This window comes from Agrobacterium sp. V1, assembly GCF_030518355.1.
Taxonomy (GTDB): domain Bacteria; phylum Pseudomonadota; class Alphaproteobacteria; order Rhizobiales; family Rhizobiaceae; genus Agrobacterium; species Agrobacterium cucumeris.
The window spans coordinates 2165539-2185983 of sequence record NZ_JAULSF010000001.1; the positions used below are offsets into that span (position 1 = coordinate 2165539).

General features: G+C 59.4%; 17 protein-coding genes. 7 read left to right on the forward strand and 10 right to left on the reverse strand.

Features of this window, described 5'->3' with window-relative positions:
* Nucleotides 1-36 precede the first annotated feature (36 nt).
* Both QSV77_RS10605 and QSV77_RS10610 read left to right on the forward strand, forming a co-directional pair.
* Entirely contained in the window at nucleotides 37-3231 is a 3195-nt protein-coding gene (locus QSV77_RS10605) for an efflux RND transporter permease subunit (RefSeq protein WP_127757677.1), read from the forward strand.
* Between the two features lie 282 nt (nucleotides 3232-3513).
* Nucleotides 3514-3717, forward strand: a complete 204-nt coding sequence (locus tag QSV77_RS10610) for a hypothetical protein (RefSeq protein WP_271362373.1) — start codon at nucleotides 3514-3516, stop codon at nucleotides 3715-3717.
* A gap of 49 nt (nucleotides 3718-3766) precedes the next feature.
* On the opposite strand, the gene QSV77_RS10615 is transcribed toward QSV77_RS10610, so the two are convergent.
* Both QSV77_RS10615 and QSV77_RS10620 read right to left on the reverse strand, forming a co-directional pair.
* Entirely contained in the window at nucleotides 3767-4612 is an 846-nt protein-coding gene (locus QSV77_RS10615) for an endonuclease/exonuclease/phosphatase family protein (RefSeq protein WP_046801539.1), read from the reverse strand.
* A gap of 28 nt (nucleotides 4613-4640) precedes the next feature.
* Nucleotides 4641-6101, reverse strand: coding sequence for a phosphatidylserine/phosphatidylglycerophosphate/cardiolipin synthase family protein (locus QSV77_RS10620; RefSeq protein ID WP_269703431.1), 1461 nt, complete (start codon nucleotides 6099-6101; stop codon nucleotides 4641-4643).
* 268 nt (nucleotides 6102-6369) lie between these two features.
* Between QSV77_RS10620 and pdxY the strand changes: the two genes are divergently transcribed.
* Both pdxY and QSV77_RS10630 read left to right on the forward strand, forming a co-directional pair.
* Complete coding sequence (gene pdxY / locus QSV77_RS10625) at nucleotides 6370-7245, forward strand: pyridoxal kinase PdxY (RefSeq protein WP_142840577.1); 876 nt, start codon at nucleotides 6370-6372, stop codon at nucleotides 7243-7245.
* A 174-nt stretch (nucleotides 7246-7419) separates the two neighbouring features.
* Nucleotides 7420-8061 (forward strand): carbonic anhydrase, encoded by a 642-nt coding sequence (locus tag QSV77_RS10630; RefSeq protein ID WP_302733417.1) that lies wholly within the window; start codon nucleotides 7420-7422, stop codon nucleotides 8059-8061.
* 179 nt (nucleotides 8062-8240) lie between these two features.
* Here QSV77_RS10630 and QSV77_RS10635 read toward each other — a convergent pair whose 3' ends face one another.
* The gene (locus QSV77_RS10635) at nucleotides 8241-9056 is read right to left on the reverse strand and encodes a lytic transglycosylase domain-containing protein (RefSeq protein ID WP_142840578.1); all 816 of its coding nucleotides are present in this window, start codon (nucleotides 9054-9056) and stop codon (nucleotides 8241-8243) included.
* A gap of 214 nt (nucleotides 9057-9270) precedes the next feature.
* Entirely contained in the window at nucleotides 9271-10305 is a 1035-nt protein-coding gene (locus QSV77_RS10640; protein ID WP_142840579.1) for an aspartate-semialdehyde dehydrogenase, read from the reverse strand.
* A gap of 510 nt (nucleotides 10306-10815) precedes the next feature.
* Here QSV77_RS10640 and QSV77_RS10645 point away from each other — a divergent pair.
* From QSV77_RS10645 to QSV77_RS10655, 3 genes are all read left to right on the forward strand, one after another.
* A complete protein-coding gene (locus QSV77_RS10645; protein ID WP_161991268.1) occupies nucleotides 10816-12699 on the forward strand; it encodes an MFS transporter in 1884 nt (627 codons plus the stop codon).
* Between the two features lie 197 nt (nucleotides 12700-12896).
* Nucleotides 12897-14471 carry a Re/Si-specific NAD(P)(+) transhydrogenase subunit alpha gene (locus QSV77_RS10650; protein ID WP_302733418.1) on the forward strand — a complete coding sequence of 525 codons (1575 nt, stop codon included), beginning with the start codon at nucleotides 12897-12899 and terminating at the stop codon, nucleotides 14469-14471.
* Nucleotides 14472-14491: 20 nt separating this feature from the next.
* Nucleotides 14492-15925 carry an NAD(P)(+) transhydrogenase (Re/Si-specific) subunit beta gene (locus QSV77_RS10655; protein ID WP_302733419.1) on the forward strand — a complete coding sequence of 478 codons (1434 nt, stop codon included), beginning with the start codon at nucleotides 14492-14494 and terminating at the stop codon, nucleotides 15923-15925.
* Between the two features lie 180 nt (nucleotides 15926-16105).
* Here the strand turns inward: QSV77_RS10655 and rutF are convergent, their stop codons facing one another.
* The 6 genes from rutF to rutA are packed head-to-tail and all read right to left on the reverse strand — an operon-like array spanning nucleotide 16106 to nucleotide 20327.
* A complete protein-coding gene (gene rutF / locus QSV77_RS10660) occupies nucleotides 16106-16630 on the reverse strand; it encodes an NADH-dependent FMN reductase RutF (RefSeq protein WP_269703422.1) in 525 nt (174 codons plus the stop codon).
* Nucleotides 16631-16656: 26 nt separating this feature from the next.
* Nucleotides 16657-17265 carry a malonic semialdehyde reductase gene (locus QSV77_RS10665; protein ID WP_302733420.1) on the reverse strand — a complete coding sequence of 203 codons (609 nt, stop codon included), beginning with the start codon at nucleotides 17263-17265 and terminating at the stop codon, nucleotides 16657-16659.
* 17 nt (nucleotides 17266-17282) lie between these two features.
* Nucleotides 17283-18074 carry a pyrimidine utilization protein D gene (gene rutD, locus QSV77_RS10670; RefSeq protein ID WP_302733421.1) on the reverse strand — a complete coding sequence of 264 codons (792 nt, stop codon included), beginning with the start codon at nucleotides 18072-18074 and terminating at the stop codon, nucleotides 17283-17285.
* 13 nt (nucleotides 18075-18087) lie between these two features.
* Nucleotides 18088-18474 (reverse strand): pyrimidine utilization protein C, encoded by a 387-nt coding sequence (gene rutC / locus QSV77_RS10675; RefSeq protein ID WP_003492069.1) that lies wholly within the window; start codon nucleotides 18472-18474, stop codon nucleotides 18088-18090.
* A 24-nt stretch (nucleotides 18475-18498) separates the two neighbouring features.
* On the reverse strand, nucleotides 18499-19239 hold the full coding sequence (gene rutB / locus QSV77_RS10680) for a pyrimidine utilization protein B (RefSeq protein ID WP_006312121.1): 741 nt from the start codon (nucleotides 19237-19239) through the stop codon (nucleotides 18499-18501).
* Nucleotides 19236-20327, reverse strand: coding sequence for a pyrimidine utilization protein A (rutA, locus tag QSV77_RS10685; RefSeq protein WP_046801552.1), 1092 nt, complete (start codon nucleotides 20325-20327; stop codon nucleotides 19236-19238). The genes rutB and rutA overlap by 4 nt, the downstream gene beginning before the upstream one ends.
* Between the last annotated feature and the right edge of the window lie 118 nt (nucleotides 20328-20445).

Consider the following 20445-nt stretch of genomic DNA (forward strand, 5'->3'; position numbering starts at 1 on the left):
CCTTCGCATTCCCAAAGACCCGGAGAGGGACTGGATATGAATATTTCCAGATTTTTTGTCGACCGGCCGGTATTCGCCGGCGTGTTGTCGATCCTGATTGTGGTGGCAGGCCTTCTTGGCATGCGCGCCCTGCCGATTTCGGAATATCCCGAAGTCGTTCCGCCATCCGTCGTCGTGCGCGCCACCTATCCCGGTGCGAACCCGACCGTTATCGCCGAAACCGTCGCGACACCGCTGGAAGAACAGATCAACGGCGTCGAGGACATGCTCTATATGGGCAGCCAGGCAACCTCTGACGGCGTGCTGACGCTGACCGTCACCTTCAAGCTCGGCACCGATCCCGATAAGGCGCAGCAGCTGGTGCAGAACCGCGTGTCGCAGGCCGAACCGCGCCTGCCGGCGGAAGTCCGCGCGCTCGGCATCACGACAGTCAAGAGCTCGCCCGACTTCATCATGGTCGTCAACCTCGTCTCGAAGACCGACGCCTATGACATCACCTATCTGCGTAACTACGCGACGCTGAACGTCAAGGATCGCCTTGCCCGTATCGAAGGTGTTGGCCAGGTGCAGGTCTTCGGCGCCGGTGACTATTCCATGCGCGTCTGGCTCGATCCGCAGAAGGTGGCAGAGCATGATCTGGCCGCCAGCGACGTCTCCGACGCCATCCGCCAACAGAACGTGCAGGCCGCAGCCGGCGTCATCGGTGCTTCCCCAAGCCCTAATGGTGTCGACCTGCAGCTCAACGTCAATGCGCAGGGCCGTCTGACGACGCCGGAGGAATTCGGCAACATCATCGTCAAGAGTGGCGCCAATGGTGAAATCACCCGCCTGCGCGATGTCGCCCGCATCGAACTGGGTGCAGCCGATTACACGCTGCGATCGCTGCTCGACGGTGAACCCGCCGTGGCTGTCGCCGTGCTTCAGGCCCCCGGCTCCAACGCCATCGAAATCGCCGACAATGTCCGCGCCACGATGGACAATCTGCAGCTGGCAATGCCTGACGGTGTGAAATACGAGATCGTCTACGATACGACGAAATTCGTGCGCTCCTCCATCGAGAAGGTCGTTGACACACTCCTCGAGGCCGTTGGCCTCGTGGTGCTTGTCGTCATCCTGTTCCTGCAGACCTGGCGCGCTTCGATCATTCCACTGATCGCCGTTCCGGTCTCGATCATCGGCACCTTCGCCGTCATGTATGCCTTCGGCTTCTCCATCAACGCCTTGACCCTGTTCGGCCTTGTGCTGGCCATCGGCATCGTGGTGGATGACGCGATCGTGGTCGTCGAAAATGTCGAACGAAACATCGAGAACGGGCTCTCGCCGCGTGACGCCACCTATAAGGCCATGCGGGAAGTGTCCGGCCCGATCATCGCCATCGCGCTGGTTCTGGTCGCCGTCTTCGTGCCGCTCGCCTTCATCTCCGGCCTGTCCGGGCAGTTCTACCGGCAGTTCGCGCTGACGATCGCCATCTCCACCGTCATTTCGGCGATCAACTCGCTGACGCTGTCGCCCGCCCTTGCGGCCCTGCTGCTAAAGGAACACGGCGCGCCGAAAGACTGGCTGACCCGCTTCATGGACAAAATCCTCGGCTGGTTCTTCCGCGGCTTCAACCGTGCGTTCGGTGCTGCATCGAATGGCTACGGCAAGACCGTCGGCGGGCTGGTGACGCGCAAGAGCCTTGTCATGATCGTCTATATGGCGCTGGTGGCCGCCACCTACGGCATGTTCACGACGGTGCCGAGCGGCTTCGTGCCGGCGCAGGACAAGCAGTACCTGATTGGTTTTGCCCAGCTTCCCGATGGTGCAACGCTTGACCGCACGGAAAACGTCATCAAGCGCATGAGCGACATCGCCCTGGAAACCCCGGGTGTGAGCCATGCCATCGCCTTCCCCGGCCTGTCGATCAACGGCTTCACCATTGGCTCCAATTCCGGCATCGTCTTTGCGGTTCTCGACGACTTCGAAAAGCGCAAGACGCCGGAACTGTCAGGCAATGCCATCGCCATGCAGCTGAACCAGAAATATGCGGGCATTCAGGATGCCTTCATCGCCATGTTCCCGCCGCCGCCGGTCAACGGTCTCGGCCAAACGGGCGGCTTCAAGCTGCAGATCGAAGACCGCGCCGGCTACGGCTACCAGACGCTCGATGAAGCAACCAAAGCGGTGATCGGCAAGGCCTATCAGACGCCGGAGCTGGCGGGCATCTTCTCCAGCTACCAGATCAACGTGCCGCAGCTCTTCGCTGATCTCGACCGCGCCAAGGCCGAGCAGCTGGGTGTCTCCGTCAGCGACGTCTTCCAGACGCTGCAAATCTATCTCGGCTCGCTTTATGTCAACGACTTCAATGCCTTCGGACGGACATACAGCGTTCGGGTGCAGGCAGATTCGCAGTTCCGCGCCCATGCGGAAGATATCGGCCGCCTGAAGGTTCGCTCCGCAACCGGCCAGATGATCCCGCTTTCGACGCTGCTGAAGGTGGATGCGACGACAGGACCGGAGCGTACCAACCGTTATAACGGCTTCCTTGCGGCCGATATCAACGGCGGTCCGGCACCGGGCTTCTCGTCTGGACAGGCACAGGCAGCCATGGAGAAAATCCTCGCTGAAACCCTGCCCGCGGGCGTGGACTATGAGTGGACGGACCTGACCTACCAGCAGATCCTCGCCGGCAACTCCAGCATCGTGGTTTTCCCGCTGGCGCTGCTGCTCGTCTATCTCGTGCTGGCTGCGCAATATGAAAGCCTCACTTTGCCGATCGCGATCATCCTGATCGTCCCGCTCGGTGTACTTGCGGCCCTCACAGGCGTCTGGCTGACAGGAGGGGACAACAACATCTTTACGCAGATCGGCCTTGTCGTCCTTGTGGGTCTTTCGGCGAAGAACGCGATCCTGATCGTGGAATTCGCCCGGGAGCTGGAATTTGAAGGACGAACGCCGCTTCAGGCGGCCATCGAGGCAAGCCGGCTTCGCCTTCGCCCGATCCTGATGACCTCGCTCGCCTTCATCATGGGCGTGGTGCCGCTGGTCATCTCCACCGGTGCGGGCGCTGAAATGCGCGCCGCCATGGGTGTCGCGGTGTTCTCCGGCATGATCGGCGTGACTTTCTTCGGCATCTTCATGACACCGGTTTTCTATGTGCTGGTGCGCAAGCTGGCGGGCAACCGCCCGCTCATCCAGCACAAACAGGAAGAACCGGCCAATTCGGACTACAAGCTCGAAAAGGCCGGCTGAAACCTAACCTCCCATCCACCGCCACCTTCGACGCAAGCCCGCCGCGCATCCCCCGGATGCGCGGCGTTTTTTATGGGCGAAAATGTCTATGCGGCTCCCCTGAAATTGAATCAGTTTCAAATGCTTAACTGGAATATTGCGTCGCAATAGAACTGCAAAAAATCAATATAGCTTCATCGAGTAACGAACCACCAAAGAAACAACGCTATTTTATGCTTTGAATTTTGTGGTAACTTTCAAGAACTGGGTGATTCGGACTAAATGATTTAGTTCAGGGGCGACATGATGGAGCAGGACTACGAAAACTGGGCAACAACCGTTGCCTATTCGATAGTGATGCACGAGGGTCTTGATCTCGCGCTTGCCGCGCAAAATCTTGACCGGTGCAAGACCAGAAACAATCGAGAGCGACTGATGGAAGCCATTCGCAGGTCATTGCTGGAGGCGCGCTCGCGCAACCACATGGCGGCGGCGCAGCGGCTTTAACCCGGCCCGGCCTGGACCTCGGCCAGCGACGTGCCATGTCGTGGCGGAATCAGGCCTGAAGCAGATCGGTCCGGACCGCGGCTTTCAGCGGCAGGTGATCGGAAGCGACACGCGCCAGCGCGCTGTCATGCGCCTCCACCTGCTCGACCAGACCTTCCCGATTGGCGATGATCCTGTCGAGCGCCAGCACCGGCAGGTTGGAGGGAAAACTCGGCACCGCCGGAGGCAGCGCGCCGAAAGCGTCCCGGAACGTGTTGAGCGACGAGCCGTTGCCGAGGCGCCATTCGTTGAGGTCTCCCATGAGGACGGTCGCGCATTCGTTGCGCGCTTCCAGCAGCCCGATCAGCGCCTTCGCCTGCTGGGCGCGGGAATGCCGCAGCAGGCCGAAATGGGCGGCGATGACCCGCAGCGTGCCACCGCTTTTCAGATCCAGCTCCACGACAAGCGCACCGCGCGGCTCCAGCCCCGGCAGTTTCAGCGTATGCACGTCCCTGACGGCACCTTCCCTGAACAGCACGACATTGCCATGCCAGCCATGCGCCTTCACCCCTGCCTGCACCGGCACGGGAATGAGGCCGCTTTCCCGCTCCAGCCGGGCAAGATCGAGCAGGCCGGTGCGCTCGCCAAAACGGCTGTCCGCCTCCTGGAGCGCGATGATATCAGCGCCGATTTCCTGAATGACGCGGCTGGTGCGATCAGGGTCGAACTTGCGATCGCGGCCGACACATTTATGCACATTGTAGGAAGCGATGACGGGGAAGGAATGATCTTTCGCCGCCTGCACCGCTTTCTGCCGCTGACGATGGTCGCGCAGCGACTGCATGACGAAGGCGGGCAAACTGCTATTTGCCGCCAGGGCCGTTTTTTCGCTGTTCAGCAAACCGTTTTTCTTCACGCGTCAATGTCTCCGCACATCCAAGGCTCTAAAGATAGGGCGAAGCGAGCCACAGGACACGCTCCACGAAACGAACAACGAATGGGCGCGCATTCAGTTCGCTGAGCCGCACCGGCAAGGCGGTCGCTCGCGCATCCCGGATGCGCTCCCCGATCACCCCGGCAAACGCCTCATCCATAACTTCGAGATCGATCTCGAAGTTCAGTCGCAGCGAGCGTGGATCGAGATTGGAGGAGCCGATATAGGTCCAGCGCTCGTCGATCACCAGAAGCTTGGAATGATTGAAAGCCCCAGTCGCCCGCCAGATCCGGCAATAATTCTTCAGCATCTGGTCGAACTGCGCCGTCATCGCCCTGTCCACAAGCACCAGATTGTTGCTTTTGGGCACGATGATATCGACCACCACTCCCCGCCTTGCTGCGGTTATGAGTGCCGAAATAAGCTCCCGATCGGGGAGAAAATAGGGCGACATGATAAGAATGGAGGAACGGGCGACGGAAAACGCACCCATCAGCATCTTGTGACTGGTCTCGATGCTCTTATCCGGCCCCGAGGAGGAAACCCGGGCGACGATCTGCGAACCCGGCACACCGTCGGGAATGGCGATATCCCAGACCGGGGTGTCCAGACGCTCTTTCGTGGTGAAACGCCAGTCCTCCGCCGCAATGGAGAAAAAATCCGAAACCACCGGCCCGGTAATCTTGAAATGGGTATCGTGCGACTGCTTCTCGCCACCGAATTCCAGCGTGAAACCCTCACGGATATTCATGCCGCCGCTAAAGGCGATGCGCCCGTCCACCACCAGTATCTTGCGGTGGGTGCGCAGATTGGCATAGGGCAACCGCAGCCCCATGATGACATTGCCATTGAAGACATCGGCGATGATGCCCCTGTCCCGGAGCGTCGGCAGGATGCTGGGTACGGAATATCGCGCCCCCACCGCATCGATGAGCACCCTCACTTCCACGCCACGCAGTTTTGCCTGCTCGAGCGCCGAAACGAAGCGGGCGCCGATCCTGTCATTGTCGAAAATATATGTTTCGAGAATGATCGACCGCTTCGCCTCCCCGATCGCCTCCAGCATGGCGGCATAGGCGACGTCACCCGTCACCAGCGGTTCGATGGTGTTGCCGGTCGTCAGCGCGTGGCGTGTCACCCGGTCACCCAGCGTCTTCATCGCTTCAAAACGGCGGCCAAACCGCGTGGCAACCAGTTCCGCGTCCGCATCGAAACGCGCCACGCGATCCATGATCTCGTCCTGCATGAAGGACCGCTGCTGTGTGATGTTCGACCGGCGAATGCGGTTGATGCCGGCAATGGCATAGATGACCGCGCCGACGATGGGCGACAGCACGATGACGCCAACCCAGCCCAGTGCGGAACGGACCTCCTCCTTCGTCATCGTGGCATGCACGGCCGCCACGGTTCCCATCAAAATGGAAAGGACGGCAAGGATATGAGGCCAATAGGCAATGACGAGATCGAGCATATTACAACTATAGGGCATCAGACCCAAAAGTGTAGCGCGCTTTTCGGAGGACCCGATACGCCAATAAAAAGCACCTCGCCCATCCCGCAATGACGGGAAGGCAACCCGGCAGCGCAGGAAAGCCCGGTCCCGCCCTTCCTTTTGCGGGACAGACCCTTGCGGGATTAACGGTGGAAACCGGCCTTGCGATATGTCATGAGAGCGCATCTTGATCTCTAGGCAGGGGCACTTGCGCGCTTCTGCGACATTTGAAAGCAAGAAGGCCGTGATGCAGGAAAATACACAGGGCGCCGTCATCGTCATTTCCAGCCACGTCATGCGTGGATCGGTCGGCAATCGCGCCGCGGTCTTCGCGCTGGAAACCCTTGGTTATCCGGTATGGGCAGTGCCCACCATCGTCATGCCCTGGCATCCCGGCCATGGCCCGTCCACGCGGATGCGCTTTCAGGACGATGACTTCGACAAGGCCATGACCGACCTTGAGAACGCCAAATGGGTCGGCGAGGTCAAGGCTGTTCTAACCGGTTATTTCGGAAGCGCGTCACAGGTGCGCTCCGTCGCAAGGCTGATCCGCAATCTGAAGGAAAAGAACCCGGGGCTTATTTATGCCTGCGACCCGGTGATGGGCGATCTGGGCGGGCTTTACATTCCCCTTGAGACCGCCGAAGCCATCCGCGACCACCTCATTCCGCTTGCGACCGTCGCGACGCCGAACCGCTACGAACTGGCGTGGATGAGCGGCGCCGAGCTTGAAACCAACAACGCCATCATGGATGCGGCGCTCGCACTCGGCCCGCCGAAAATGCTGGTCACCTCGGCCGTGCCGATGATGGCGGGCGGTACCGGCAATCTTTACCTCAGCGGCCGGCACGCCCTTCTGGCCGAACACCGCGCCATCGAGAATGCGCCGAACGGGCTTGGCGACCTGATGTCGGCGCTGTTCCTCGCCCGCCTGCTGGAAGGCCTGGATGATGAAAAGGCGCTGCAACTGGCCACCGCCAGCGTGTTCGAAATCCTGGCGCGAACGAAAAAACGCGAAATGAACGAGCTGACGCTGGAGACCGATTCTTCAAGTCTTTCCACACCCATGGCCATGGTGCAGATGCGTCATCTCTTGCATCCTTCACGCAGCAAGCGCAAATAGCGGCTAGAGCATTTCCAGGAAAAGCGGCCCTCGGCTTTCCATCCGGAAATGCGGCAACAGGAAGTTGGAGCGGTTTCGCGGTTCGAAGAAAAGCGAAAATGCTCTAAAGGATTGGTCTTCAACGCGCCAGGTTCGCCCCGTGATCTTGGTCCAAGCATAACGGTACTGCGATAGATGAAAGATTTTCCGGAAACTCTTCTGAACGGCTACAAGAACTTCATGAGCGGCCGCTATGTCGATGAGCGCGAAAGATATCGCGTTCTGGCCGATACCGGACAGAAACCGCAGACCCTGTTCATTGCCTGTTGTGACTCCCGTTCAGCGCCGGAAACCATTTTCGATTGCGGACCGGGAGAGCTTTTCGTCGTCCGCAACGTTGCCAACATGGTGCCGCCTTTCGAGCCGGACGGGCAATACCACGCCACCTCGGCGGCCATCGAATATGCCGTGCAGGTTCTGAAGGTGAAAGATATCGTCGTCATGGGCCACGGCCGCTGTGGCGGCATTCAGGCGGCCCTCGACCCCAATCTCGAGCCGCTGTCGCCCGGTGATTTCATCGGCAAATGGATGAACATGGTCAAATCTGCGGCGGAGCAGATCCAGAGCAATGACGTCATGACCGCCTCCGAGCGCCAGACCGCGCTGGAACGCGTCTCCATCCGCAACTCCATCGCCAATCTGCGTGGTTTCCCCTTCGTCAAGACGCAGGAGACCGCCGGCAAGGTGAAGCTGCACGGCGCGTGGTTCGATATCTCGACCGGCGAATTATGGGTTATGGACGGCAAAACCGGCGACTTTCGCCGCCCGGATCTGTGATTTAGATGCGTAGTCGCCGCCAATAATATTCAACTTCGTCACCCCGGACTTGGTCCGGGGTCCAGTGCGATCAAGTCTTTGATCGCGTAAGGATCTTTCACGGCGCAGACGCGCCGGGGCTGGATGCCGGATCTAGTCCGGCATGACGAAAGTGGGCCTTTAGTCCTTGGAAAGCGACCTTATTGGCCGTCGATCGCCTTGCCGATGAAGGCGATGGCCTGCTGATAGACGCTTGCGGCGTTCCAGCCCTGGATGGCGGCATAATTCGCCTGTCCCTGCTGGTAACCCGCACCACGCTGCCAGCCATGGCCGACGAGGAAGTTTGCCGTAGAGGCCAGCGCATCGGCACGCGAACCGACGAGATCGACCCGTCCGTCGCGGTCGAAATCCACACCGTAGCGCACGACATTCAATGGCAGGAACTGCGTCTGGCCGATTTCACCATGGGCGGCACCCTTGGCGTTGACGTTGAGCGAGCCGCTGCCGACGAGCTTCAGCGCCGCATAAAGCTGCTCGGTGAAATAATCCGAACGGCGGCAGTCGAAGGAAAGCGTTGCAACGGCGGAAAGCGTGTGCTGGTTGCCCATGAAGCCGCCAAAGCCGGTTTCCATGCCCCAGATGGCGAGAAGCGGGCCGGCCGGAACGCCGTAAGCTCTCTCGATCGAAGCAAAGAGAGAGGCGTTGTTCTTCTTCATGGTCTTGCCGCGCGAAATGATCGTCTGACCGCCGCGCTTTTGCATGAACTGTTCGAAGGACAGCTTGAAGCTGTGCTGGCCGCGATCGGCGCGGATGGTCGCCTGATTGTAGGAGACGCCGGAGAAGGCACGGTCGAGCACCGAAGCGCTGACGCCGCGGCCCGCCGCTTCCTGCTTGAAGGCGCCGACCCAGGCATCGAAGCCTGCCGAAGTGTTGCCGCATTGCGCAGCCATAACCGGCGTCGCTGCCAAAACCGAGACCATGGCCACACCAGCCAGAATTGCCTTCATTGCCCGCATCAAAATCTGCCTTCGATATCCTTTGGGGAATTCATCCCGAGAACCAACACGTCGCCGTTGCAGGGGTTCGGGTGCCAAATTGTCTTTTGGCGGCTTAAATTGCCTTTCGGCAGCAAGGCCTGCAAATAAACTGGCCGTGATCGTCACCAATGGAAAACCCGTCTGCCCCACACAGAACAGACGGGTTATACTTAACGAACCTTAAAAAATCGTATCACGCAGCCGCCTTGCGGGGCTTGATGAGACCACGATTGACCAGGAGTTCGGCGATCTGGATGGCGTTAAGGGCAGCACCCTTGCGCAGATTGTCCGAGACGACCCAGATGTTGAGGCCGTTTTCAACCGTTGCATCTTCACGGATACGCGAAATATAGGTCGCATCTTCACCGGCGGATTCAACCGGCGTGATGTAGCCGCCATTTTCATGCTTGTCGATGACGAGGCAACCCGGCGCTTCGCGCAGGATGTCACGCGCCTGATCGGCGGTGATCTCGTTTTCGAACTCGATATTGACCGATTCCGAATGGCCGATGAAGACAGGAACGCGCACGGCCGTGCAGGTTACCTTGATCTTCGGGTCGAGCATCTTCTTGGTTTCGGCCAGAACCTTCCACTCTTCCTTGGTGTAACCGTCTTCCATGAAGACGTCGATATGCGGAATGACGTTGAAGGCGATGCGCTTGGTGAACTTCTTGGTTTCAACCGGATCGGCGACGAAGACGGCGCGGGTCTGCTGGAACAGTTCGTCCATGCCTTCCTTGCCGGCACCGGAAACCGACTGGTAGGTGGAAACGACGACGCGCTTGATCTTTGCGAAGTCATGCAGCGGCTTCAGCGCGACGACGAGCTGGGCCGTGGAGCAATTCGGGTTGGCGATGATGTTCTTGCGGGAAAAACCCTCGACCGCGTCGGCATTGACTTCCGGAACGATCAACGGAACGTCCTGATCGTAGCGCCATGCAGACGAGTTATCGATGACGACGCAACCCTGCTGGCCGATCTTCGGCGACCACTTCTTGGACACATCGCCGCCAGCGGACATCAGGCAAATATCCGTGTCGGAAAAATCGTAGTTCTCGAGGTTGGAAACCTTCAGCGTGCGATCGCCATAGGAGACTTCCGTGCCCTGCGAACGGGCGGAAGCGAGCGGCACGATCTCATCGGCCGGAAAACCGCGTTCGGCGAGGATATTGAGCATTTCGCGACCGACGTTGCCGGTGGCGCCTGCAATTGCAACTTTGAAACCCATGATCAAGCTCTCTTTCTGTCTCTCCTCTTTTGGGTGAGGTGGGGAAACCGCATCGCATCGCGGCTTCCTCGATCCCCAGCCAAACCGGGGAGAGAGCGGCGGGCCAGAGACGTCAGACGGTTTTAATCGTCGTTTTGGCCGTAATTCGGATGGAATAAGAAAGACGCGGATCATCGCCGGCGGATTGTGCCGGTCCTTCCATGACAATCATGTCTGCAACATGCCTGCGCAAGGTGATGCTCCTTCTTCGCGAGAAGCTATTAGAAGGTTTCTTGTTTGTGTCAAGAAAAAAGGCATGTTTCGGTCCGTCCGCTCCCGGCAGGCAAAAACCGCTCTGCGACATTTTTGCACGTTATACATTAGACTAAAGTCATAATCCGAAAGCATCGCTCTTATTGGGGTTAATTTTCTGTCACTCTGATGTCATGCGCATTGCAACCGAAAGGGGAGCCCGGAGGAGAGAGACGGGCTCCGCACTGCGCCGATTGGGACATCTGTGGAGGACAGACAATGGCAAATGTTGCAGCCGTGAGCAGCCCCGCCCGTCCAATGACGGGCGAGGAGAAGAAGGTGATTTTCGCCTCTTCTCTCGGAACGGTTTTCGAATGGTACGATTTCTATCTATACGGCTCGCTCGCGATCTATATCGGCGCGAACTTCTTCAGCCAATATCCGGAAACGACGCGCAACATCTTCGCGCTTCTGGCCTTTGCCGCCGGCTTCCTCGTGCGCCCGTTCGGCGCGCTGGTGTTTGGACGTCTCGGCGATATCGTCGGCCGTAAATACACCTTCCTCATCACCATTCTCATCATGGGTGTTTCCACCTTCCTCGTCGGTGTCCTGCCCAGTGCATCGCAGATCGGTATCGCCGCTCCGATCATCCTGATCATCCTGCGCATGCTGCAGGGTCTGGCGCTCGGCGGTGAATATGGCGGTGCCGCAACTTACGTGGCCGAACACGCCCCGAACGGCCGCAGAGGCTATTACACCTCGTGGATTCAGACGACGGCGACGCTCGGCCTGTTCCTGTCGCTGGTGGTCATTCTCGGCGTGCAGTTCGCACTCGGCAAAGAAGCCTTCGCCGCCTGGGGCTGGCGCATTCCCTTCCTCGTTTCGGTTCTGCTGCTCGGCGTATCGGTCTGGATTCGTCTGAAGATGAATGAATCCCCCGCCTTCAAGAAGATGAAGGAAGAGGGCAAGACCTCCAAGGCACCGCTCAGCGAAGCCTTCGGCCAGTGGAAAAACGCCAAGATCGCCCTGCTTGCCCTCGTCGGCGCCGTCATCGGTCAGGCCGTCGTCTGGTACACCGGCCAGTTCTACGCGCTGTTCTTCCTGCAGAGCATTCTGAAGGTGGACGGCCAGTCAGCCAATATCATGGTTGCGGCAGCCCTCATCCTCGGCACCGGCTTCTTCGTGCTCTTTGGCTGGCTTTCCGACAAGATCGGCCGCAAGCCGATCATCATGGCCGGCCTCGTTCTTGCGATGCTGACCTACTTCCCGCTGTTCAAAGCGCTCACCTGGGCGGGCAATCCGGCACTTGCGCAAGCACAGTCCACCGTTCGCGCCACCGTGACCGCCGCCCCCGGCGACTGCAAATTCCAGTTCAACCCGACAGGCACGGCGAAATTCACCACATCCTGCGATATCGCCACCTCGTTCCTGACCCGCAACTCCGTTCCCTATGATGTGGTTGCCGGAACGGCCGGCCAGCCGGCGAGCGTCAAGCTCGGCGACGCCACCATCGCCAGCTACGACGCGATCGCAGCCGGTGCGGATGCGGCGGCCAAGGACAAGGCCTTCCAGAAGCAGGTCAACATCGCACTGCATGACAGCGGTTATCCGCTGGTGCGCGGCGCAGCGCAGGTTCCGGACGCAAAACTGGACGCCTTCATCGCCGCAAACCCGGAACTCAGCCTCAATGCTGAAGCCGTTCGCGCCACCGACAAGAAGATGGTGGCAACCGACAAGCTGGTGGCGGACAAGCTGCTGACGCCGGCCGAGACCGGTGGTGCGGCGGAAATGGCCGTCTACACCATTGCCGGCGGCGGCGCCTTCACCATGGTGGCCGATCCGGCAGCCGTGAACTGGGTCGTCATCATTGCGGTCCTTACCGTTCTCGTCATCTATGTGACGATGGTCTATGGCCCGATCGCGGCGCTTCTGGTCGAACTGTTCCCGACCCGCATCCGCTACTCCGGCATGTCGCTGCCCTATCACATCGGCAACGGCTGGTTCGGTGGTCTTCTGCCCGCCACCGCCTTTGCGATGAGTGCGGCGAAGGGCGACATCTATTACGGTCTCTGGTACCCGATCGTCTTTGCAGGCATCACGCTGGTCATCGGCCTGCTGTTCCTGCCGGAAACCAAGGATCGCGACATCCACACAATGGATTGATCACCATCCTGATCGACACTTTCGGAACCCGGTGCGCAGGCACCGGGTTTTTTTATTGCGTGGCAAGCCGGCATATCGAAAGAGCCTGTCGCAGCGGGCTGTCATTCCGTCGCAGGCAAGACAAAATCAATATGAAGACAAAGCCCCCCTGAATAGGTTATGACCCCCCTATATTATCAGGCACAGGGAGAGCCATTTTGAAGATCGGGACGCCCAGGGAATTATATGAAGGCGAGGCGCGCGTCGGTATGACGCCCGACAGCGCCCAGGCATTGCAGAAACTCGGATATGATTGCATCGTTGAGGCCGGTGCGGGCAAGGCGGCGGGATTCTCCGACGACGCCTATCGCGCAGCCGGGGTTACCGTCGTCGATGGCGCGGATGCGCTTTACGCCGGATCCGACATCATCGCCAAGGTTCGTCCGCCGGAAACGTCGGAGATTGATCGCCTGTCTTCGGACAAGACGCTGATCTCGTTCTTCTATCCCGCCCAGAACAAGGACCTTCTGGAGCAGGCCAAGGAAAAGGGCGCAAACGTCATCGCCATGGACATGGTGCCGCGTATTTCCCGCGCCCAGAAGATGGACGCGCTGTCCTCCATGGCCAATATCGCCGGTTATCGCGCCGTGATCGAGGCCGGTAATAATTTCGGCCGCTTCTTCACCGGTCAGGTCACCGCCGCCGGCAAGGTGCCGCCCGCCAAGGTGCTGGTGATCGGCGCGGGTGTCGCCGGTCTTGCCGCGATCGGCACGGCCACCTCGCTCGGCGCCATCACCTATGCCTTCGACGTTCGCCCTGAGGTGGCCGAACAGATCGAAAGCATGGGCGCGCAGTTCGTCTATCTCGATTTCGCCGATCAGCAGCAGGATGGCGCCGCCACCGGCGGTTATGCCGCACCCTCCTCGCCGGAATTCCGCGAGAAGCAGCTGGAGAAGTTCCGCGAGCTCGCACCGCAGATCGATATCGTCATCACCACGGCGCTCATTCCGGGTCGCGATGCCCCGAAGCTGTGGCTGGCCGACATGGTGGCGATGATGAAGCCCGGTTCTGTCATCATCGACCTTGCGGCCGAGCGCGGCGGCAATTGCGATCTGACGGTTCCCGACCAGCGCGTGGTGTCGGACAATGGCGTCATCGTCATTGGATACACGGATTTCCCGAGCCGCATGGCGGCGCAGGCCTCGACGCTCTACGCCACCAACATCCGTCACATGATGACCGATCTGACGCCCGGAAAAGACGGCAAGCCGGTTCACAACATGGAAGACGATGTCATCCGTGGCGCCACCGTCACCTATCAGGGCGAGATAACATTCCCGCCGCCGCCGCCGAAAATCCAGGCGATTGCCGCACAGAAACCGAAGGAAAGAGCCAAAGAGCTTTCACCCGAAGAAAAGCACGCGAAGGAACGGGCCGAGTTCAAGGCACAGACGAAAAACCAGGTCGGGCTGCTCGTTATCGGCACGGCACTGCTGCTTCTCGTCGGTCTGTTTGCACCGGCAAGCTTCATGAGCCACTTCATCGTCTTCGTGCTCGCCTGCTTCATCGGTTTCCAGGTCATCTGGAATGTCAGCCACTCGCTGCACACACCGCTGATGGCGGTGACGAATGCCATTTCCGGCATCGTCATTCTGGGCGCGCTGCTGCAGATCGGCTCCGGCAACTGGCTGGTGGTGATCCTTGCCTCGCTTTCCGTCCTGATCGCGACGATCAACATCGTCGGCGGTTTCCTCGTGACACGGCGCATGCTCGCCATGTTCCAGAAGTCGTAAGCCAAGCGGGGATCTTATAAATGACCATTGGTATCGTTTCCGCGGCCTATGTTGCCGCAGCCGTTCTTTTCATCCTTTCGCTTGGCGGCCTTTCCGGCCAGGAAAGCGCCAAACGCGCCGTCTGGTACGGCATAACGGGCATGGGCCTTGCCGCCGCCGCCACGGTCTTCGGACCTGATGTCGGCATAGGCTTCATCGTCCTGTTGATGATCGCGGGTGGCTCCGTCCTCGGTTATTACGTCGCAAACCGCGTACAGATGACCGAAATGCCGCAGCTTGTGGCAGCCCTTCACTCCTTCGTTGGCCTCGCCGCGGTCTTCATCGGCTTCAACGCCCATATCGAAGAAGCGCATGTCGCCTCGCTCGATGAGACGGCACGCTCGCTGCTGACAGGCTTTTCCGCCATCCTCGCCCACAAGACGCCTGTCGAACTGGCGATCATGAAGGTTGAGGTCTTCCTCGGCGTCTTCATCGGCGCGGTCACCTTCACCGGCTCCGTCGTCGCCTTCGGCAAGCTTGCCGGCAAGGTGGACGGCAAGGCGAAGAAACTGCCGGGTGGACATGTCCTTAATGCCGGCGCCGCGATCCTGTCGCTCGTGCTGCTCATCATGTATTGCAACGGCGCGGGCGCATGGTCGCTGGTGCTGATGACGCTGCTGGCCTTCTTCATCGGTTACCACCTGATCATGGGCATCGGCGGCGCCGACATGCCGGTCGTCGTCTCGATGCTGAACAGCTATTCCGGCTGGGCGGCGGCTGCCATCGGCTTCACGCTCGGCAACGATCTGCTGATCGTCACCGGCGCGCTGGTCGGCTCTTCGGGTGCGATCCTGTCCTACATCATGTGCAAGGCCATGAACCGCTCCTTCGTCTCGGTCATCCTCGGCGGCTTCGGCGGCACGACGGGTCCGGCGATGGAAATCGAGGGCGAGCAGGTTGCGATCGACGCCGAAGGTGTCGCAGCAGCATTGAACGATGCCGACAGCATCATCATCGTGCCCGGTTACGGCATGGCGGTAGCGCAAGCACAAAGCGCGGTTTCGGAACTGACCCGCAAGCTGCGCGCCGACGGCAAGACCGTGCGCTTCGCCATCCACCCCGTCGCTGGCCGTCTTCCCGGCCACATGAACGTGCTCTTGGCAGAAGCCAAGGTGCCTTACGACATCGTGCTGGAAATGGACGAAATCAACGACGATTTCCCCAATACCGACGTCGTCATCGTCATCGGCTCCAACGACATCGTCAACCCGGCGGCGCAGGACGACCCGAACTCGCCAATCGCCGGCATGCCGGTGCTGGAAGTGTGGAAGTCGAAGCTCGTCATCGTCTCCAAGCGAGGCCAGGGCACAGGCTACTCCGGCATCGAGAACCCGCTGTTCTACAAGGACAATACGCGGATGTTCTACGGTGATGCGAAGAAGTCGATCAACGATCTTCTGCCGCTGATCAAGTAACGAAAAGGGCGTTTCCGGGAAACCGGAAACGCCCTTCGAATTTCTGAGACGCTATTCCACCTCAACGTCATCCTCGGGCTTGACCCGAGGATCCATCGCGCGTCAGGTTGTGGATCCTCGGGTCAAGCCCGAGGATGACGACGGTCAGGTTCGAACTGGTGCTCAGCCAAACAGTGACCTTCAAAGCATCCGATAACGCCGGTTGAAATACATCAGCGCCTCATCGCCCCCATTGATCTTCATATCAACGACATTGCAGATCAGAATATCATGCGTGCCGCCGTCATGGGCCTCGCGGATGCGGCAGTCGAAAGAGACGAGCGCGTCTTCCAGAACCGGCGCGCCGGTTTCAAGCACACCCCAGCTGCCGGCAGCAAAACGCTCATCGGCCGGCGTCTTGCCACCAAAAAGCGTGCTCAGCACCTCGTGATGTGCGGCGAGCGTGTTGACGCAGATGACACCGTTTGCCTTCACCACCTTATAGGCTGAAGCATTGCGGTTGAGGCAGACAAGAAGCGTGGGTGGATTGTCGGAAACGCTGCAGACGGCGGTTGCTGCAAAGCCCGCACGACCAGCTGCACCATTGGTCGTGACGATGTTGACCGCCGCACCGAGCCGCGCCATGGCGTTTCTATAATCGAGGCTGCGTTGCTCTGCAGTCTTCGTCTCCATTTCCGCTTCCTTTTCAAGAGACATCATCTGCATCTAACCCATCCTTCCTTAACAGGCCATCAAGCCAGCACGCAGGCGTCTTCAAAGCCAAGCCGCGGCAGGCGGCCGAAGAGCTTCGACGGATCACCATGGCCGAGATTGATCAGGAAATTGGATTTCCACGTCGTGCCGGCAAAAAATGCCGCATCCACCTTGCCCTTGTCGAAACCGGACATGGCCCCGGTATCCAGCCCCAAAGCCCGGGCCGCGAGAATGAGATAACCCGCCTGCAGCGTGCCATTGCGGAAGGCCGTCTCCTCGGCCATGGCCGCGCTGGAGGTGAACCACGAACGGGCATCGGCGTGGGGAAACAGCACCGGCAGCTTCTCGTAAAATTCGCTGTCGATTGCGGCGATGACCGTGACCGGGGCCGCCATGGTCTTTTCGAGATTGCCGGAAGACAGCGCGGGCCGGAGCTTTTCCTTGGCTTCCGGGCTGCGCACGAACACGAAACGGCCGGGCGAGCAATTGGCCGAGGTCGGCCCCATCTTCGTCAGGTCGTAAAGCGCCTTCAGCGTCTCGTCACTGACCGGCTTGTCCGTCCAGCCATTATGGGTGCGCGCCTCGGTAAAAAGCGTTGCCAGTGCCTTGCTGTCCAGAGGAGCGGTGTCATCAAGTGCTTTCGTCATGTTACTCTAAAATCCTGTCAGAATGTCTGGGTGCTCGGCAGCAGAAACTGCAGAAGCCTTGTGTTGAAAAACTCGGGCTCGGTGATATTGACCGCATGCGCGCCGAAATCGAGAAGACAAAGCTCGCTTTGCTGCAAGCCATCGGCAAGCCGCTGCGAACGTGTATAGGGCACCAGAAGATCGTCCTTCGTCGCCACCACCAGCACCGGATTATCGATCTCGCCAAGCCGGCTATCGACATCGAAAGCCCGGAGCGCCGCAATACGCCGCAGCACATTTGCCTTGCCCTGGAAATGCGAAACGCCATGGGCATCATCCCGCGCCAGACGCTCCTGATGTTCCGACATCCATGCCGCCGGATAAAGAAACAGCGGCTGGGCTTTGACAAATGCCGCGACGCCGGATTTTTCCAGAAGCTCGATCCGTACGTCAAAGCAGCGTCCGGAATGCGGATCGGCCTTGCTCCAGGCATTGATGAGCACAAGCCGGTCGATCAGATCAGGCTTGCGCAGCGCGATATCGAGACCGATCAGGCCGCCGAGCGCATGGCCCATGAAGTGGAATGTTTCGAGGTTCAGCGCCGAGGCAATCTCCAGCACGTCATCCGCCATCGCCGATATGCCGCCCTCTGCCGGCACCTCGCCGCCAGTCCTGCCGGTTCCGCGATGGTCATAGGTGACGATGCGGAAATGATCGGAAAGGGCATCGATCTGCGGCGTCCAGTAAGTGCCCGATCCACCCAGCCCCGAAGACAGCAATATGGTTGCCGCCTCAGGATCAGTCCGGCCATGAACCTCGAAATGCATCATCTGCCGTTTCGTCCTATTTGCCGATATGGGCGACGGTGGCGATTTCCACCAGCGCGTCGGGTTTTACCAGACCGCACTGGATGCAATATCGCGCCGGCTTGTCGCCGGGAAAATATTCGGCATAGACCGTGTTGACGGCCTGGTAGTTCGCCCAGTCGGTGATGAAGATGTGGTTCATCGTCACGTCTTCCATCGTGCCGCCGGCGGTTTCGATGACGGACTTGATGGTTTCCAGAACATGGCGGGTCTGTGCGCTGGCATCGCCCACATGCACGACATTATTGTCCTTGTCGAAGGGCAGCGTGCCCGAAACATAAACCACGCCATCGGCAAGGGTTCCCGGCGAAAAGGGAGCGATGGGTTTGCTGGTACCGGCAGGCACGACAATCTTTTTCGGCATTTCGTTCTCCTCTTGTGTTGAATATCAAGCGCTGACGGGTGCGGCCTGCGAGATGACACCGCAGAAATCATTGACGGTGGCGACCCAGCCGAAAAACTTCTCGACATTGTAGACCGTCGCCTGCTGGATAAAGTCCGGGCCCAGATGATGGGTGGCATCCTCCAGCATCACCCCGAAATATTCGAGATGGAAGGCATCGCGCAGCGAGCTTTCGACGCAGACATTGGTGGCAATGCCGACGAACACCAGATTACGGATGCCGCGGGCGCGCAAAACGCTGTCCATATTGGTGTTGAAGAAACCGCTGTAACGCGTCTTCGGCACCAGAATATCGCCGGGCTGCGGCTGCAACTCGTCGACGATGGCATAATCCCATGTGCCTTTGGCCAGGAGCTGACCCTGCAATTCCGGGCGTTTGCGCATGGTCTTCAGCGCGTTGGATTTATGCCAGTTGGGCGACCCCGGCCCGCCTGCCTCGACATAGTCCTTGTCCCAGCCATTCTGGAAATAGATGACCTGCACGCCCGCCGCGCGTGCCGCATCCAGCGTCTTCTTGATATTGGCGATGGTGCCCTTGGCCCCGGATATATCGAACCCGGCCAGATCGACATAACCGCCCTCCGTCGAATAGGCATTCTGCATGTCGACCACGACAACGGCGGTCTCGCTGGGTTTCAGGGTGATAGGCTCCGGCCTTGCGGGAAGAGTGACACTTTCCGAACGGCTTTCCGGCCCCTTGTAACCCGCCACGACGGCTTCACTCATTCCGCAGCCTCCAGTCCGGCCTGAACATGCGCCCGGCTCTTCATCAGCGGCTGCACATATTTGCCGAATTTTTCGACGCCCTCGAGGAAGTCGTCGAAAGTCAGCATCACGCCGCCCGTTCCCGGCACTTCGCTCATCTCGTCCAGCATCGCCGCCACTTCCTCATAGGAGCCGATCAGCGTTCCCATATTGATGTTGACCGCCGAGACGGGATTGGACATGTGCCGCACATTGGTGTCGGAGCCGGATTTGGTGTCGACGGCACTTTGCAGGCCGAGCCACTTGATCGCATCCTCATCCGCACCCGCCTTGTAATGCTCCCACTTCGCCCAGGCGTCTTCGGATTTTTCCTCGGCAAGCACCATCGTCAGCACAACGGACTTGACCTCGCGGCCGGACTTTTCCGTTGCGGCCAAAAGCCGTTCATTGGTGGGCGCGAAGGCCTTCGGTGTATTGACGCCAACACCGAAGCAGAAGCTGTAATCGGCAAACTTGGCAGAAAACGCCATGCCGGAATTGGAGGATCCAGCGCAGATGAGCTTCACATCACCCTGCGGCACCGGCTTCATGCGGCAATCCTCCATCTTGAAGAACTTGCCGTTGAAATCCGATTGCCCGTCCGTCAGCAACTCTTTCAGAACGGTGGTGTATTCGCCGAGATATTCGTAGCGATCACCGAAATAATCGTCGCCCGGCCAAAGCCCCATCTGGCTGTATTCCGGACGCTGCCAGCCGGTAATCAGGTTGATGCCGAAACGGCCGCCGGAAATGGAATCGATCGTCGTTGCCATACGCGCGACAATGGCCGGCGGCATGACCAGCGTGGCGGCCGTGCCGAAAAGCTTGATCTTGGAGGTGACGGCGGCAAGGCCTGCCATCAGCGTGAAGGATTCCAGATTGTAATCCCAGAACTCTGTCTTGCCGCCAAAGCCGCGCAGCTTGATCATCGACAGCGCAAAGTCGAAGCCATATTGCTCCGCCTTCAGCGTGATCGCCTTGTTCAAGTCGAAGCTCGGCTTGTATTGCGGCGCGTTTTCAGAAAGAAGCCACCCATTGTTCCCTATCGGGATAAAAACACCAACTTCCATTTTGCTGTTCCCTTTTTACGTCAGGTGTCTCCTGACTTGACAAAAGAGTAGCAGGTTCCGTGCCAGACCAAATAAAATAATTTTATCAAATGGATAAAATTTTGGGGGCGGGCGGAGC